This window comes from Cyanobacteria bacterium GSL.Bin1, from assembly GCA_009909085.1.
Taxonomy (GTDB): Bacteria; Cyanobacteriota; Cyanobacteriia; order Cyanobacteriales; family Rubidibacteraceae; genus Halothece.
The window spans coordinates 1-13405 of the sequence record JAAANX010000128.1; the positions used below are offsets into that span (position 1 = coordinate 1).

At 44.5% G+C, this 13405-nt stretch carries 12 protein-coding genes; all 12 read left to right on the forward strand.

Annotated features, from left to right (window positions below):
• Nucleotides 1–225 precede the first annotated feature (225 nt).
• The 12 genes from GVY04_16085 (at nt 226) to GVY04_16140 (ending at nt 13401) form a co-directional block, all read left to right on the forward strand.
• Nucleotides 226–525 carry an RNA-binding protein gene (locus GVY04_16085; protein NBD17590.1) on the forward strand — a complete coding sequence of 100 codons (300 nt, stop codon included), beginning with the start codon at nt 226–228 and terminating at the stop codon, nt 523–525.
• 228 nt (nt 526–753) lie between these two features.
• Nucleotides 754–933 (forward strand): 30S ribosomal protein S21, encoded by a 180-nt coding sequence (locus tag GVY04_16090; GenBank protein ID NBD17591.1) that lies wholly within the window; start codon nt 754–756, stop codon nt 931–933.
• Nucleotides 934–987: 54 nt separating this feature from the next.
• Nucleotides 988–2814, forward strand: a complete 1827-nt coding sequence (gene cobJ, locus GVY04_16095) for a precorrin-3B C(17)-methyltransferase (protein ID NBD17592.1) — start codon at nt 988–990, stop codon at nt 2812–2814.
• A 368-nt stretch (nt 2815–3182) separates the two neighbouring features.
• Nucleotides 3183–4463: an ATP-grasp domain-containing protein gene (locus GVY04_16100; GenBank protein ID NBD17593.1), complete on the forward strand. Its 1281-nt coding sequence runs from the start codon at nt 3183–3185 to the stop codon at nt 4461–4463.
• A 493-nt stretch (nt 4464–4956) separates the two neighbouring features.
• Nucleotides 4957–6360 (forward strand): DEAD/DEAH box helicase, encoded by a 1404-nt coding sequence (locus GVY04_16105; protein NBD17594.1) that lies wholly within the window; start codon nt 4957–4959, stop codon nt 6358–6360.
• Nucleotides 6361–6644: 284 nt separating this feature from the next.
• Nucleotides 6645–7763, forward strand: coding sequence for a threonine synthase (locus tag GVY04_16110; protein NBD17595.1), 1119 nt, complete (start codon nt 6645–6647; stop codon nt 7761–7763).
• An 848-nt stretch (nt 7764–8611) separates the two neighbouring features.
• Entirely contained in the window at nt 8612–8953 is a 342-nt protein-coding gene (locus tag GVY04_16115; GenBank protein ID NBD17596.1) for a hypothetical protein, read from the forward strand.
• A gap of 112 nt (nt 8954–9065) precedes the next feature.
• Nucleotides 9066–9407: a hypothetical protein gene (locus GVY04_16120; GenBank protein NBD17597.1), complete on the forward strand. Its 342-nt coding sequence runs from the start codon at nt 9066–9068 to the stop codon at nt 9405–9407.
• Nucleotides 9408–9483: 76 nt separating this feature from the next.
• Entirely contained in the window at nt 9484–9924 is a 441-nt protein-coding gene (locus GVY04_16125; GenBank protein ID NBD17598.1) for a hypothetical protein, read from the forward strand.
• 97 nt (nt 9925–10021) lie between these two features.
• Nucleotides 10022–10363 carry a hypothetical protein gene (locus tag GVY04_16130; protein NBD17599.1) on the forward strand — a complete coding sequence of 114 codons (342 nt, stop codon included), beginning with the start codon at nt 10022–10024 and terminating at the stop codon, nt 10361–10363.
• Nucleotides 10364–10401: 38 nt separating this feature from the next.
• Entirely contained in the window at nt 10402–10797 is a 396-nt protein-coding gene (locus GVY04_16135; protein ID NBD17600.1) for a hypothetical protein, read from the forward strand.
• A gap of 207 nt (nt 10798–11004) precedes the next feature.
• A complete protein-coding gene (locus GVY04_16140) occupies nt 11005–13401 on the forward strand; it encodes a DUF4114 domain-containing protein (protein NBD17601.1) in 2397 nt (798 codons plus the stop codon).
• The last annotated feature ends 4 nt before the right edge of the window (nt 13402–13405 follow it).

Below are 13405 nucleotides of genomic sequence, written 5' to 3' on the forward strand. Positions count from 1 at the left end.
TCGTTTGGGAGTTGAAATTGAGAAACAAAATGCCCGCCAAGGTAAAGACAGTCGTGTCGGAATCTTAACCCAATGGCAACTCCCTGAAAGCGCTTTCTGAGAAAGAGTTATGTTATGATGATTGGTATAACTTGGGATACAGAGGTTCTGAATCAAACTTGATACGAGGTCTTTGTAAACCATCACCACTAAAAGTTATTCTCGCTCTCGGAGCCTGTTTGTTTCATGTCGATTTATGTTGGTAACTTGCCTTACGAAGTTACAGAACAAGAAGTTAATGAAGTCTTTTCTGAATACGGTACAGTCAAGCGTGTAACGATTCCTGTTGATCGGGAAACCGGAAAAGTGCGTGGATTCGGTTTTGTAGAAATGGAAACTGAGTCGGATGAATCCCCAGCAATTGAAGCCCTAGATGGTGCGGAATGGATGGGACGAGAGTTGCGAGTGAACAAAGCTCGCCCTCGTAAAGAAAATAACAATCGAAATCGAGGAGGAGGTAGAGGCAATCGCGAGGATCGATTCTAAATTCAAATTGAAATCCTTCTCAGTTCAAGAAATATCCCCAACAGAACTCCTATGCTAGGCTCGAAGTAGAAGCTGGAGTTTTGCTTAGAGATCAGTGTAGAATTTTGTAGAATACTTTAGCTGTCTTCATCGACGAATAATTGTAAGCACAAACGACTCTATTGGGCTTAGTTGATGAAGAATTTTATTATGACTCATACTGTTATAAATCAAGGAGGTTAGTATCTTATGACCCAGGTGACTGTTGGTCAAAATGAAAATATTGAATCGGCATTACGTCGCTTTAAACGCCAAGTTTCCAAAGCCGGAATCTTTGCCGATATTAAACGCACTCGTTTCCACGAAACCCCAATCGAGAAAAAGAAACGCAAAGAGGTTGCCCGACGCAAGAAACGTTTTCGCTCTTAAGTTAATCGTTTTGAGAAACTCCCCCGCTTGGTGGCGGGGATATTTGTTTATGGGATGAGTAAATTTTTGTTAGAGTCGTTTTCTCCTTTATGCGCGATCGCGCCAACCCCCAAGGCAATCCGAACCCTACAGCCTCTGTGCCAAAGAGAACGGATTACCTTATTTGTGCCGAGTGATTTAAAGACTGATGCTGCCGATGTTGTTCCCTACCACGAGAAACTCAGGGTTCACTTGACAAACATTTGGTCGCAGTATCGGGGGATTATTTTTGTCATGGCAACCGGGGCGGTTGTGCGCTTAATTGCCCCCCTTTTAAGGGATAAACAGCAGGATCCGGCAATTGTGGTGATGGATGAAGCCGGAGAAAATATGATCAGCCTTTGTGGGGGTCATCAAGGAGGGGGCGAGGCGTTAACTCGTTTGTTAGCGCAAGCTTTAGGCGGAAATCCAGTTTTAACTGGGGCATCTGCCAGTTTAGAGTTTCCTGGGATCGATGTGCTGGGGAATCCCTTTGGTTGGCGTCGCGGAAAGGGAGATTGGACAGGTGTGAGTCGCGCGATCGCGCATCAGCAGCCGGTACAAATTATACAAAAAGTCGGTTCTACCCTCTGGCAAAGGCATCTCCCTACCGATCATTGTTTCCAGTTTGAGGAAAAGGCAACAGAGACGAAAGCAGCGGTTTTAATTACGGATCGCGAAGAAGCCTTCGATCCTCAAATTCCGCAAGTGTTGTGGCATCCGCGTGTGTTGTGGGTGGGCATAGGCTGCGAACGAGGAACAGCGAAAGCGGTAATTAAACAAGCGTTACAAGCAACGTTGCAGCAGTATGGTTTAGCCTCAGGCGCGATCGCGGGGTTAGCGACCATTGAGTTAAAAGCCGATGAAGCAGGAATTTTAGACCTAGCTGCTGAGCAAAACTACCCCCTGAAAATTTATTCAGCCGCAGAATTAAATCAAGTGAGTGTTCCCACTCCCTCTGCAGTAGTAGCGCAAGAAGTAGGAACAGCTAGTGTTGCAGAAGCCTCCGCCCTGAAAGCCGCTGACAACAGTGAACTGTTAGTGACCAAACAAATTTTCAAATCTAAGCAAGGGGCAGCAACAATCGCGATCGCGCGCTCAAAAACTGAATTGATTGGATCGACCGGAGAACTCTACCTGATTGGCGCAGGTCCTGGTGACTTAAATCAAATTACTCCGTTTGCCCGCACCGCCCTTACCAAAGCAGATGTGGTCATTGGCTACTCCCTTTATTTAGATCTGATTCAGCCCTTACAACGTCCCGGACAAATCATTGAACGCTATGCGATTACCCAAGAGAAAGAACGGGCAGAACGAGCGATTCACCTGGCAAATTGGGGGTTAAAGGTTGCCGTCGTCTCTTCAGGGGATATTGGCATTTACGGGATGGGCGGATTAGTGTTTGAAGAACTTGCCCATCAAGGTTGGGATGGTCAAACTCCTCAAGTCATCGTTTGTCCCGGGATTACCGCCATGCAAGCAGCAGCTGCGAAAGTCGGCGCCCCCCTGATGCACGATTTTTGTGCGATTAGTCTCAGTGATTTGTTAACCCCTTGGCAAGTCATTGAAAAACGCTTAACCGCAGCGGCACAAGGAGACTTTATTACTGCTTTATATAATCCGCGATCGCGATCGCGCACCGAACAGATTAAAATTGCTCAAAGTATTTTCAGCGAACATCGGACACCCGATACCCCAGTTGCACTCGTCCGTTCCGTTTCCCGAGTAGATGAACAAATCACTTTGACGACCCTACAAGAAATGTTAGAGCATCCCATTGACATGCTCACTGTTGTCATTATTGGCAATCGTAGTACCCGAAACGCTCAAGGTTGGATGATTACCCCGCGCGGTTATTACTAAAAGATCTAGCTTCTTCTTTGTAAAACTTAAAGAATTATTACATGATATGCCTTGAATCGGGGCAAGATAGAAATGTAGGTTCCTTTAATGGATTCGGTACTCATTTGCCGTATAACTAGATACAGGGAGTATTGTCGAGAGGTTCCGAGTGAGCTAACTCTACCATTTAGCACTCAGGCTTCAACATAATGACTTTCACGGCATTGTCGTGGGAAGTCAGCGGTACACCGGACTCAAAGTCCGGTGCGGGGCTTTCAGGGTGCGGAATTCATTTCCGCACACAGCCCCTTGCCTGCGCTGACCGCCCAGCCGCGGTCAATCTTTCCCTGCTCAAGTGCGATTTGGAAAAACACGGATTGAGGTTCAGTATTGTGTCTAAAAATATTTTTGTTGTTGGTCTCGACGAGTTTAATCTAGTAAAGCTCAAATCCCTACCCTGTGCAGCAGAATATAACTTTCATGCTTTGCTGCGCTATGAAGAGATTCGGGGTGTCAAGAGTTACTCGTTTCAAGAACTCTTAGACAAAGCAGAAGCTAAACTACAAGCGTTTAACGGAACGGTTGATGCAATTGTGGGCTATTTCGATTTTCCGATTAGTGACATGGTACCGATGCTCTGTCGTGAACGGGGCTTAACCTCTGCTTCTCTTGAAAGTGTGGTCAAGTGTGAGCATAAATATTGGAGTCGGCTCGAACAAAAGCAAGCAATCCCAGAACATATTCCAGGTTTCGATCTCTTCGATCCGTTTGATGACAACGCACGGCAAAATATCTCACTGAATTACCCTTTTTGGATTAAACCGATTAAATCCTTTCGGTCTTTTCTGGGGTTTAAGATCAGTAATGAGCAACAATTTTATGAAAGTGTTGCGATTATCCGCGACCAAATTGAGAAGATTTCTGAGCCATTTAACGGCTTACTCGAATATCTCAATCTTCCCCAAGCCATTGCCAATATCCCCGGACGTTATTGTCTAGCCGAAGAAATTATCACTGGTCGGCAATGCACCCTTGAGGGCTATGTTTTCCGGGGGGATGTTCATGTTTACGGTGTGGTCGATTCCATTCGCTATCCCAACAGTTCAACCTTTTCTCGCTACCAATATCCCTCCAAGCTTCCCCAATATGCGCAAGAAGAAATGGCAGCAATTACAGAGCGCTTAGTCAAACAGATTGGCTATGATAATGCCCCCTTTAATGTTGAGTTTTTTTATGACGAAAAACATAAAAAAGCATGGTTTTTAGAAATTAATCCTCGTATTTCTCAATCTCACGGTGACTTATTTGAAAAAGTAGATGGGACTCCTCACCACGAAATCATGATTGATTTAGCACTGGGCAATCAACCTGAATTTCCTCATCGAAAAGGAAAGTATAAGTATGCGGCTAAATTCCAAGAACGTCGGTTTCAAGATGGGCAAGTGCTTAAAGTACCGAGCCAATCAGAGATTGAAGCCTTACAACAAAAGATCCCCGATACCTTAGTCGATATTTTCGTCAGACCGGGAATGAGACTTTCAGAACTGGCGAATCAGGATAGTTACAGTTATGAAGTGGCAGATTTACTTCTGGGAGCAAACTCTCAACACGAGTTATTAGAAAAACATCGTCAGTGCTTAGAAGCCCTGTCCTTTGAAATTTCCCCCTAAGACTCTTGCTTCAGCCTCCTCTCACCTTTGGTAAGAGGAGGCGCTGCTTTTTGGGAAGAATTGAGTATGCAGCATGTTTATCGTCAATTGTCAATGGTATTGCTAACGAGTGCTCAGATGCTTAACAAAAAATTCATATGAAGTCTGAATTATGTTGGCGAATCGTTTCCATGCTGAGTCACGAATTTTTAGGAGTTTGCTGGCTTAATTTAACTTTTTTCAATAAAAACCCCAATCCTCTTATATATAAATTAGCAAAAAAATGTTGATCTTTACATCCAGTTGCCTCAAATGCTGTCAATTCGTGGTTATTTACAAATCTAAATATAAACAAAATAAATTAATATAATTTTTTTGTTTTGATTAACTTATAAAAACAACACAAAATATGCAGTAGAGAGAGCGAAGAAAAGAAGCCTAAAAAAATATTCAATTTTGAGGATTAACGATAAGCTATTATAAAAGTAACAAAATATTGCGAAACAGCATACTTATGACGATTTCTTTTCAAAGTCTAGGCATCTCTGAAGAAAGAGTACAACAACTGGAGAAACTAGGCTTCGAGCAACCGACTAACGTCCAAGCACAAGCAATTCCCGAACTGTTAAAGGGAAAGGATGTCGTTGGTCAGTCCCAAACGGGAACCGGAAAAACAGCAGCCTTTTCGCTGCCGATTCTAGAACAGATCGATGTTAAAGATACGGTCGTTCAGGCTTTGATTTTGACGCCGACGCGAGAGCTTGCCCAGCAAGTGGCGTCCGCGATGAAAAACTTTTCTCATGATCGCGCTCTGAAGATTTTAACCGTCTACGGCGGTCAATCGATTGACCGGCAAATTCAAACCCTGAAGCGCGGCGTGCAAGTGGTTGTGGGCACTCCGGGACGGATTATTGATTTACTCAATCGTAAAGCCCTCCGTCTGGATACCCTGCGCTTTGTCGTTCTCGATGAAGCCGACGAAATGTTAAGCATGGGCTTTATTGACGATGTGCGGGAAATCTTAAGACAAGCTCCCGAACAACGACAAACTGCTTGTTTTTCTGCCACAATGCCCCGGCTGATTCAAGACTTGATTAATCAGTTCATGGATCATCCGGTGAGCTTGAAAGTCGAACAACCGAAAGGAACGCCCAACAAAATCGAGCAACGGGTTTATAAAATCCCTCGCGGCTGGACAAAAGTCAAAACCCTGCAGCCAATCTTAGCAGTGGAAAACCCAGAGTCAGCACTGATCTTTGTGCGCACGAAACGGACTGCCAGCGAAATCACCCAAGAACTACAAACCGCTGGTTACAGTGTCGATGAATATCATGGCGACCTCAGTCAAGGTCAACGCGAACGACTGGTGCAACGGTTTCGTAAAAATCAAGTGCGCTTTGTCGTTGCTACCGATATTGCCGCTCGCGGTTTAGATGTGGAAAATCTCTCCCACGTCATTAACTTTGACCTTCCGGATAATATTGAAACCTATATCCACCGCATTGGACGCACGGGACGCGCCGGTAAAACGGGTATTGCCATCAGTTTAAGTCAATATCGCGATCGGAATACTCTCCGTCAGATTGAACGCCGGTTACGTCAACGGTTGAATATCCTGTCAATTCCCAGCCGTGCTGAAATTGAAGCCCAACGCTTGGAGAAACTGCGGGAAGACTTACAAAATAGCCTTGGTGGCGAACGCATGGCTTCTTTCTTACCCTTAGTACGAGAACTGGGTGATGAATATGATGCCCACGCGATCGCGGCGGCAGCTTTACAAATGATTTACGATCAAAGTCGTCCCCAGTGGTTAGATGAAAACTGGCAAGATCCTCCTAGTGATCGGCCAAAGCCCAAACCTCGGAACAAACGGAGTTCCAAGCCTTCAATTCGTTCTACCTCTGCTGAGCGTTCTTAATTTCATGGTTCGTACCACATCAGCTCAGTTTTTGTGGTAAATTGTTGGCGAGAGCCATTTTCTAGGGATTAACCTACATCAGAGCGGAGTATTCACCAACTCACATAACAATGTAGGGTGCATCTCTCAACAGGTTGGTTGATTGTCCCCCATCGGCGAATGCCAAAGTTAAGGTCAAATGTGACAAAACGACCAACCTTATTGCCAGTTCGATTCCCCTACTACTGCTGTTTAATTCCCTGGTTCTTCGCTAGTGATTTTTGAACATACTGAAAAAGGAACCCGTGACCACAACTAGAGTTTCGCCTGTTAGTCCGAATCCGAGCCAAAATCGCTTCAAAGATCAGACAAGTTGGTCTGGTCTCATCGAAACCTATCGTCCTTTTTTGCCCGTTAATTCGACGACGCCAGTTGTTACCCTCCTTGAAGGAAATACGCCTCTTATTCCAGCGCTTAGCATTTCAGAACGCATTGGCAGAGGGGTGAAAGTCTATGTTAAATATGATGGCTTAAATCCCACGGGTAGCTTTAAAGACCGAGGCATGACCATGGCAATTTCTAAGGCGAAAGAAGCCGGTGCCCAAGCTGTCATTTGTGCCAGTACAGGAAATACCTCTGCGGCTGCTTCAGCTTATGCGATTCGTGCTGGATTAAAGCCCTTTGTTCTCATTCCTGATGGCTATGTTGCCCTGGGCAAACTAGCCCAAGCTCTTCTCTACGGGGCAGAAGTGATTGCCATTGATGGTAACTTTGATGATTGTTTTCAGCTAGTGAAAGGCATTGCCGAAGAATATCCCGTTACTTTAGTTAATTCCGTTAATCCCTATCGCCTCGAAGGACAAAAAACTGCCGCTTTTGAAATTGTCGATCAATTAGGAGAAGCCCCTGACTGGTTGTGTATTCCCGTTGGCAATGCCGGAAATATCTCTGCTTATTGGATGGGCTTTTGTCAGTATCATCAGCATAATAAATCAGAAAAACTCCCGCGCATGATGGGCTTCCAAGCCGCAGGCGCCGCCCCGATGGTGCAAGGTCATCCGGTGAAGTCTCCCAACACCATTGCTACTGCGATTCGGATTGGCAATCCCGCCAACTGGAAACGAGCCTTAGCAGTGCAAGAAGCGAGTCAAGGGGAGTTTAATGCCGTTAGTGACGAAGAAATTCTAGAAGCATATCGGATTTTAGCCCGAGAAGAAGGGGTTTTCTGTGAACCGGCAAGTGCGGCTTCAGTGGCAGGTTTGTTGAAAGTTAAAGATCGGATTCCCAGCAATACAAACGTAGTCTGTGTCTTAACTGGCAATGGTTTAAAAGATCCGCAAAGTGCAATTGATCATGCCCAAGCACAAGTGAAAGCTGGTGTTCCTTCCAAGTTAGAAGCAGTTGCTGAAGCAATGGGATTTTAATCAGGTTGAAGTAAAAAGTATCTACGAAGTGACAGGGAATCGAGATTGAGCTATGGGCGACAGCCCCGCGCTCTCCCAAAGGGGAGCGTCGGGAAGGATAGCCCGCCGACGGAATATCTTGTAGTCGGCAATCGAGAAGTGGTATAGTTTGGATCAAGTCCAAGCAATCTAATTGGATTGATCCGTTAAGGACGAATCTTGGATATCTACGCCTCTTGTCTCGGGCAACGCACAGAGTAGACACCCAAAGACGGAATACGATTTCTGGAAAGGCGAAAAACAAGAGTAACATACAAGTTAACAGAACTTTAAAGTGGGGGTGGGCGTCTTCCTCACTCAAGCTCCGCTTTCCAAAGTCTGCTTTCCGATGCGGAACTTGGTTCCGCTCGGGTCAGACTTCAATGCGCGATCCAATCGCGCTTGGGTCGGAGCTCTAAAACGCGAAGCCTTTACTGAAGGTGGAGAAGCCAGCAGCGTATACTTGTATCGCTGTCTGGAGTACGTCACTGAGAGAAAACCGATAGACTCGGATCCCAAACAACTTCATATCAGCTATTCTATTCCTGCTTCGTATAGCGCTATATCATTAATGGATAGCTGACTGGGTTGTGACGCTCAGTGAATCTGATTAATCTTTCTGTTTATTGAACCTCTCCCGCTAAGTTGATGCTTTAACGGGAGATTCTTACTTTCAATCAATCCCTAAGTTGACCCCTGCCTATTCCCTAGCACATAGCGCTATATCAGCTTGATTACTAAATTTCCTGATGAAAAGGTGCATAACTAACTTCTCCTCAACATATTCAATAACAACACACCAAATGCACTAACTTCAAAGGAATTCAAAAATGATCAGTAAAAAACTTGCTTTCAGTTTCATCGCTGCCGTTGCTTTCGCGACTCCCGCTGCTGCTCAACAATCTCAAACCTCTGTCCAAAGCGCGAATACTAACAATGCGGCGGTCAACGGGTCGAGTGCCTTTTCTAACACTGAGCTTAATAATCAGCAAATTCAGTTGGAACGCGAGGGTTTCTACCATCAAGATCCTCAAAGCCAAGTTTCCATCCAAGAGTCCAACACCAGCAATGCGGCGGTCAACGGGTCTAGCGCCTTCTCAAACACCGAGCTCAATAATCAGCAAGTACAAGTTGACTCCGAGGGCTACTACCCCTATCCCCTTGGCTACTAAGAGATTAACTTTTCTCGGGGAGCAAGTGCATAAGTGATTGTTCCCCAACGTATCAAACAGTAACCTCATTATTCAACTATTTGTCAACAACTCACACCAAAGGAATTCAAAAATGATTAGTAAAAAACTTGCTTTCGGTTTAATCGCTGCTATTGCTTTCGCCACTCCTGCTGCTGCTCAACAATCCCAAACCTCGGTTCAACGTGCCAACACTAACAACGCTGCGGTGAACGGGTCGAGTGCCTTTTCTAACACGGAATTGAATAATCAGCAAATCCAAAGCCAGCGCGATCGCTTTTTCAATCAAGATCCTCAAGGCCAACTTTCGATCCAAGAGTCCAACACCAGCAATGCGGCGGTCAACGGGTCTAGCGCCTTCTCAAACACCGAGCTCAATAATCAGCAAGTACAAGTTGACTCCGAGGGCTACTACCCCTATCCCCTTGGCTACTAAATTTTTTTGAGGTTTTACCGATTTCCTCAATTAAGACCCTTAAAAAATCGGGTTAACCCCATTTGGAACCACAAAAATGCTAAAGAAAACTTGTTCTTTAAGTCTTGTTACCGCTGCTGCTATTATTTTTTCTCCATCTATTGTCTTCGCTCAGCCTTCACAGTTCAGTTCACAACAAATTAATACTAGCGCTACAGCGACTGGAGAAGGCAGCACTGCAATTAATAACATCCACCAATCTAGTCATCAAAGACAGCGGGGAATGCGCTCAAATCATCAGTCACAGATTTCTGTACAACGGGTTGATGCGACGTCAGCAGCTTTGGGTAATAATGCCACTGCAATTAATAATATTCGCCAATTTAGTCGCCAAAGACAGCGGGGAATACACTCTAGACCACAGTCACAGAGTTCTGGGCAGCAGGTCAATGCGAATACGGCTGCTGCTGGTGATTGGAGCACCGCAATTACTAATCTAGAACAAAATAATAGTCAAAGTCAGTTTGATGTTCGATGAATAAGAACCAACCATTCCTTCAAGATTATTTATTCCTCTCGGCATCATCTTAAAGTCAAACTATTAGCCTCTTTTCTCGAAGAGAAGGAGTAAACTCATGCTTACTAAACAGTCAATTTTATTACTAGTCATTCCGACTTTGCTTACTTTACCGGTTGGAATTGCTAAAGCAGACAACATTCATGTGCAAACTGACGATCAAACAGTGACAATCGATGACGATAACGGTATCACAATTGAATCAGGTCCTCAAGAAATGATCATTCCTCCAGAGTCATCGCCTTCGCTCTCTCGTCGTTGGATTCTCAATCTTCCTAAGCCAAGGAAGTCTCCCTGGTGTCGAGAAAGAAGTTACACTCATCAAGATACTCAAACTAGCAATTCCTCTGCAGGAGTATCGCACACTCAAAGTTCTGTATCCATCCAAACCTGTCAATAAACTAACGCCAAGTAGAAACTTAAAAATAGGAGCTCAAAATGAAATTGAAGATACTTTCGCTAGGCTTATTCTCCCTTTCCACTCTGTTACCTCTAACCCCTGCTATCACTTCTCAGGCGAATGCAGCTTGTGTTATGGTTGATACAAATACTCAAGTAGCGATTCACGGCTCCCAAAAACCGGCATCCCAAAGCAACAATGTTGAAATGCAAAGTGCAGAAGATTGCTTCGGAAATGTGACAGTCTCTAATGGCACTCAATCTTCTATTACTCCCGGAGAAGTGCAACAAAGCCGTAACAGCAGTCATTATGTTGGTGGTGGCATCGAAAATAGCCATGGGCTCAGTGGACCCACCATCAGAGTTCCTGTCAGCACACAGGTCGATGCTTATAGCCCGGCTCACGATCCCAATGTTATCAATTTTGGAGAATGAAGATTAGTGAGAAGAGCGCTTTGGTGAGATGCTATAGTCTTGTGTCAACTTATCCTCTTTTGTCATTTTGAGTAGAAAATAAATGCTGAGTCGCTTCAATCTAATCCTTGGAAATCAAATCAAGCTTCATGTTACGAAATTTGCAGTCTCAGTTGTTCTCCGCCTGTAGTGACAGAAGAGGATTATTTAACTATTACCAGATTACCCATGGATACTAATTTTCTTACGCCCCAACTATCGTTACAAGAATCATTTGTCTTTGAAGGAACTGGGAATGTTATTTTTCAAGACTTAAATCAATTGCTTACCTTTGTTCCAATTACTATTCCTGATTCTTTTGAGCAAGACGAAGCATTACAAGCTTCTCTTCAGGCAATTACCGAAACTAAAAATGATAATAATCTTCTAACCATTGAACAAACCTCACCGCAGTCTGAGCAATCTGGCGAGAAGAAAGACAATAACAATGATGATCGCGCAACTGTTACCAACACCGGCACTGACGAGCAAAGCACCTCACCAATTCAGCTCAGTTTTCAAACCGTTGATTTGCTAGGGGACGATAATACGATTCAACAAGAAAGTCAACAGCTAGTCGCCGATCTATTTTTCTTTGAAGAAGAAAGGAGCGACTTAGGAGATTTTTTTGAGAGTGTCGCTCAGGATTTATTGCTCAGTTCATTACAATTTGCCTTTCAGGATATCATCATTGAAGGCGACGATAATTTTATCGAGCAGAGTATCAATCAGACAATTACAGCGTTTGTCTTTTTAGATGAAGAAGAGATTATCAATAACACTAACTTTACACAGGTATCGATTCCGGAAATATTTCTTGGTGATGGCACGACTGTTGTTGATGATAATTTAATCAGTCAAGATACAACGCAATCAATTGCGCTCAATCTTAACTTTAGCGATGAGCCCATAATCTCCAATAATGGGGAGGGACAAATTGACGTCTTATCTGACTTCCCTATCGATACATTAATCAATGAGATTATTAGTGAAGAAATATTGGAAATTGCAACGCAAACTAGTTTCCAAGATGCTTTTATTACCGGAGATAATAATTTTATTATTCAGGAAGAGATTCAAGAACTTCTCCCGAATGTCTTCTCCGAAGAAATCGCCAGCAAGCTTACTGATGCAACTAAAGATGCCAAAATTCAAACTTTGGTAAAAAACTCAGTTGAGAACGTTATTAATAGTGAAGATGACAATGTTTTTGGTCAAACAGAGGTTTTCCTAGAGGGACGTCGTGAACAAGTTCGGACTGAAGAAACGAATCTCGGTAACTTAACCGCTGATGCCAACCTTGCAGCTGCCCAATCTGTAGATGAAAGCGTTAGGGTCTCTCTTATCAACAGTGGTGGAATTCGTACTGCCATTGGTGAAGTTGACGATCATGGGCAACTCTTACCGCCTCCGAGGAATCTAGAGACTGGCAAAGAAGAGGGACAAATTTCTCAATTTAATATTGTCAACAGTCTTCGTTTTAATAATGATCTCACTCTGCTCACCGTAACTGCCCAAGAGCTGGAACTCCTCTTAGAACATAGTGTAGCAGCGACCAAAGAGGGCGCGACTCCCAGCCAGTTTCCCCAAGTGAGTGGTTTGAGCTTTAGCTTTGATCCCAGCCAGCCAGCGATCGCGTTTGATGAGCAAGCGAATATCCTAACTGAAGGAGAACGTATTCAGAGTCTTTCGATTCTCAATGCAGATGGCAGTGTCCATGATGTCATTGTTGAAGAGGGTAACTTAATCGGCGATCCAAGCCGTGAGATTCGCCTAGTCACCTTAGACTTTCTTAGCGGGACCTTCTCCGACAGCGACTTTATTGGCGGAGAGGGCTATCCATTCCCGGCTTTTGCTGAAGATGTTGTCAATTTAAGTGAGGTTCTAACTGATCAGGGGCAAGCGACATTCGCAGATCCCGGTAGTGAACACGATGCTCTCGCTGAGTTCTTAGTTGAAAACTTCCCAATCGGTGGCAATGTTGCCTTTAATCAAGCTGAAACACCTCCTACTAAAGATGAGCGTATCATCAATTTGTCTGTGCAAAATAATGAATTCCACCGCCCTGATTCGCCAGTCCTAAAAGAACCGGGAATATTTGACCTCACAAACGAGGAGGTATTTGGACCAGCCGGAGAGGTCGTTACTGCCCATTTAGCCTCTGAGGTAATTTCTCGTGGAGTATTTAATAACTTGGTGGGCTTCTATACCGTGGCTGATAAAGCTGGTGGCATTGATACAGATGATGATGGGATCGCCGACCTGACACCGGGGGAGGACGGATATACAGAAGCCGCCTTGGCCAATGCCGAGGATGCTATTCTCAAACGAGGACAAACTGGATCCATTGAGTTGACCTCAGGAGAGATTGTGGTGCCCTTCTTACTCGCACGAGGGGGAGACCTTGATGAAATTCCAACAGAACTCCCGGAAGGCATTCAAGCGTACTTCCCTTATCTCGCTGCTAACACCGATGGTGCAGACCACTTCCGTCTTTTAAGTGACAACACCCTTGGCATTGAAGACTTGGAGGGGGGCGGCGACCAAGACTTTAACGACCTCATCTTCCAATTAGATTTTGCTTAACCGT

Excerpts from the sequence above, each read along its gene's own strand:
- GVY04_16085 (NBD17590.1), top strand. The coding sequence starts at position 226 with ATGTCGATTTATGTTGGTAACTTGCCTTACGAAGTTACAGAACAAGAA.
- GVY04_16090 (NBD17591.1), top strand. The coding sequence starts at position 754 with ATGACCCAGGTGACTGTTGGTCAAAATGAAAATATTGAATCGGCATTA.
- cobJ (NBD17592.1), top strand. The coding sequence starts at position 988 with ATGAGTAAATTTTTGTTAGAGTCGTTTTCTCCTTTATGCGCGATCGCG.
- GVY04_16105 (NBD17594.1), top strand. The coding sequence starts at position 4,957 with ATGACGATTTCTTTTCAAAGTCTAGGCATCTCTGAAGAAAGAGTACAA.
- GVY04_16115 (NBD17596.1), top strand. The coding sequence starts at position 8,612 with ATGATCAGTAAAAAACTTGCTTTCAGTTTCATCGCTGCCGTTGCTTTC.
- GVY04_16120 (NBD17597.1), top strand. The coding sequence starts at position 9,066 with ATGATTAGTAAAAAACTTGCTTTCGGTTTAATCGCTGCTATTGCTTTC.
- GVY04_16125 (NBD17598.1), top strand. The coding sequence starts at position 9,484 with ATGCTAAAGAAAACTTGTTCTTTAAGTCTTGTTACCGCTGCTGCTATT.
- GVY04_16130 (NBD17599.1), top strand. The coding sequence starts at position 10,022 with ATGCTTACTAAACAGTCAATTTTATTACTAGTCATTCCGACTTTGCTT.
- GVY04_16135 (NBD17600.1), top strand. The coding sequence starts at position 10,402 with ATGAAATTGAAGATACTTTCGCTAGGCTTATTCTCCCTTTCCACTCTG.
- GVY04_16140 (NBD17601.1), top strand. The coding sequence starts at position 11,005 with ATGGATACTAATTTTCTTACGCCCCAACTATCGTTACAAGAATCATTT.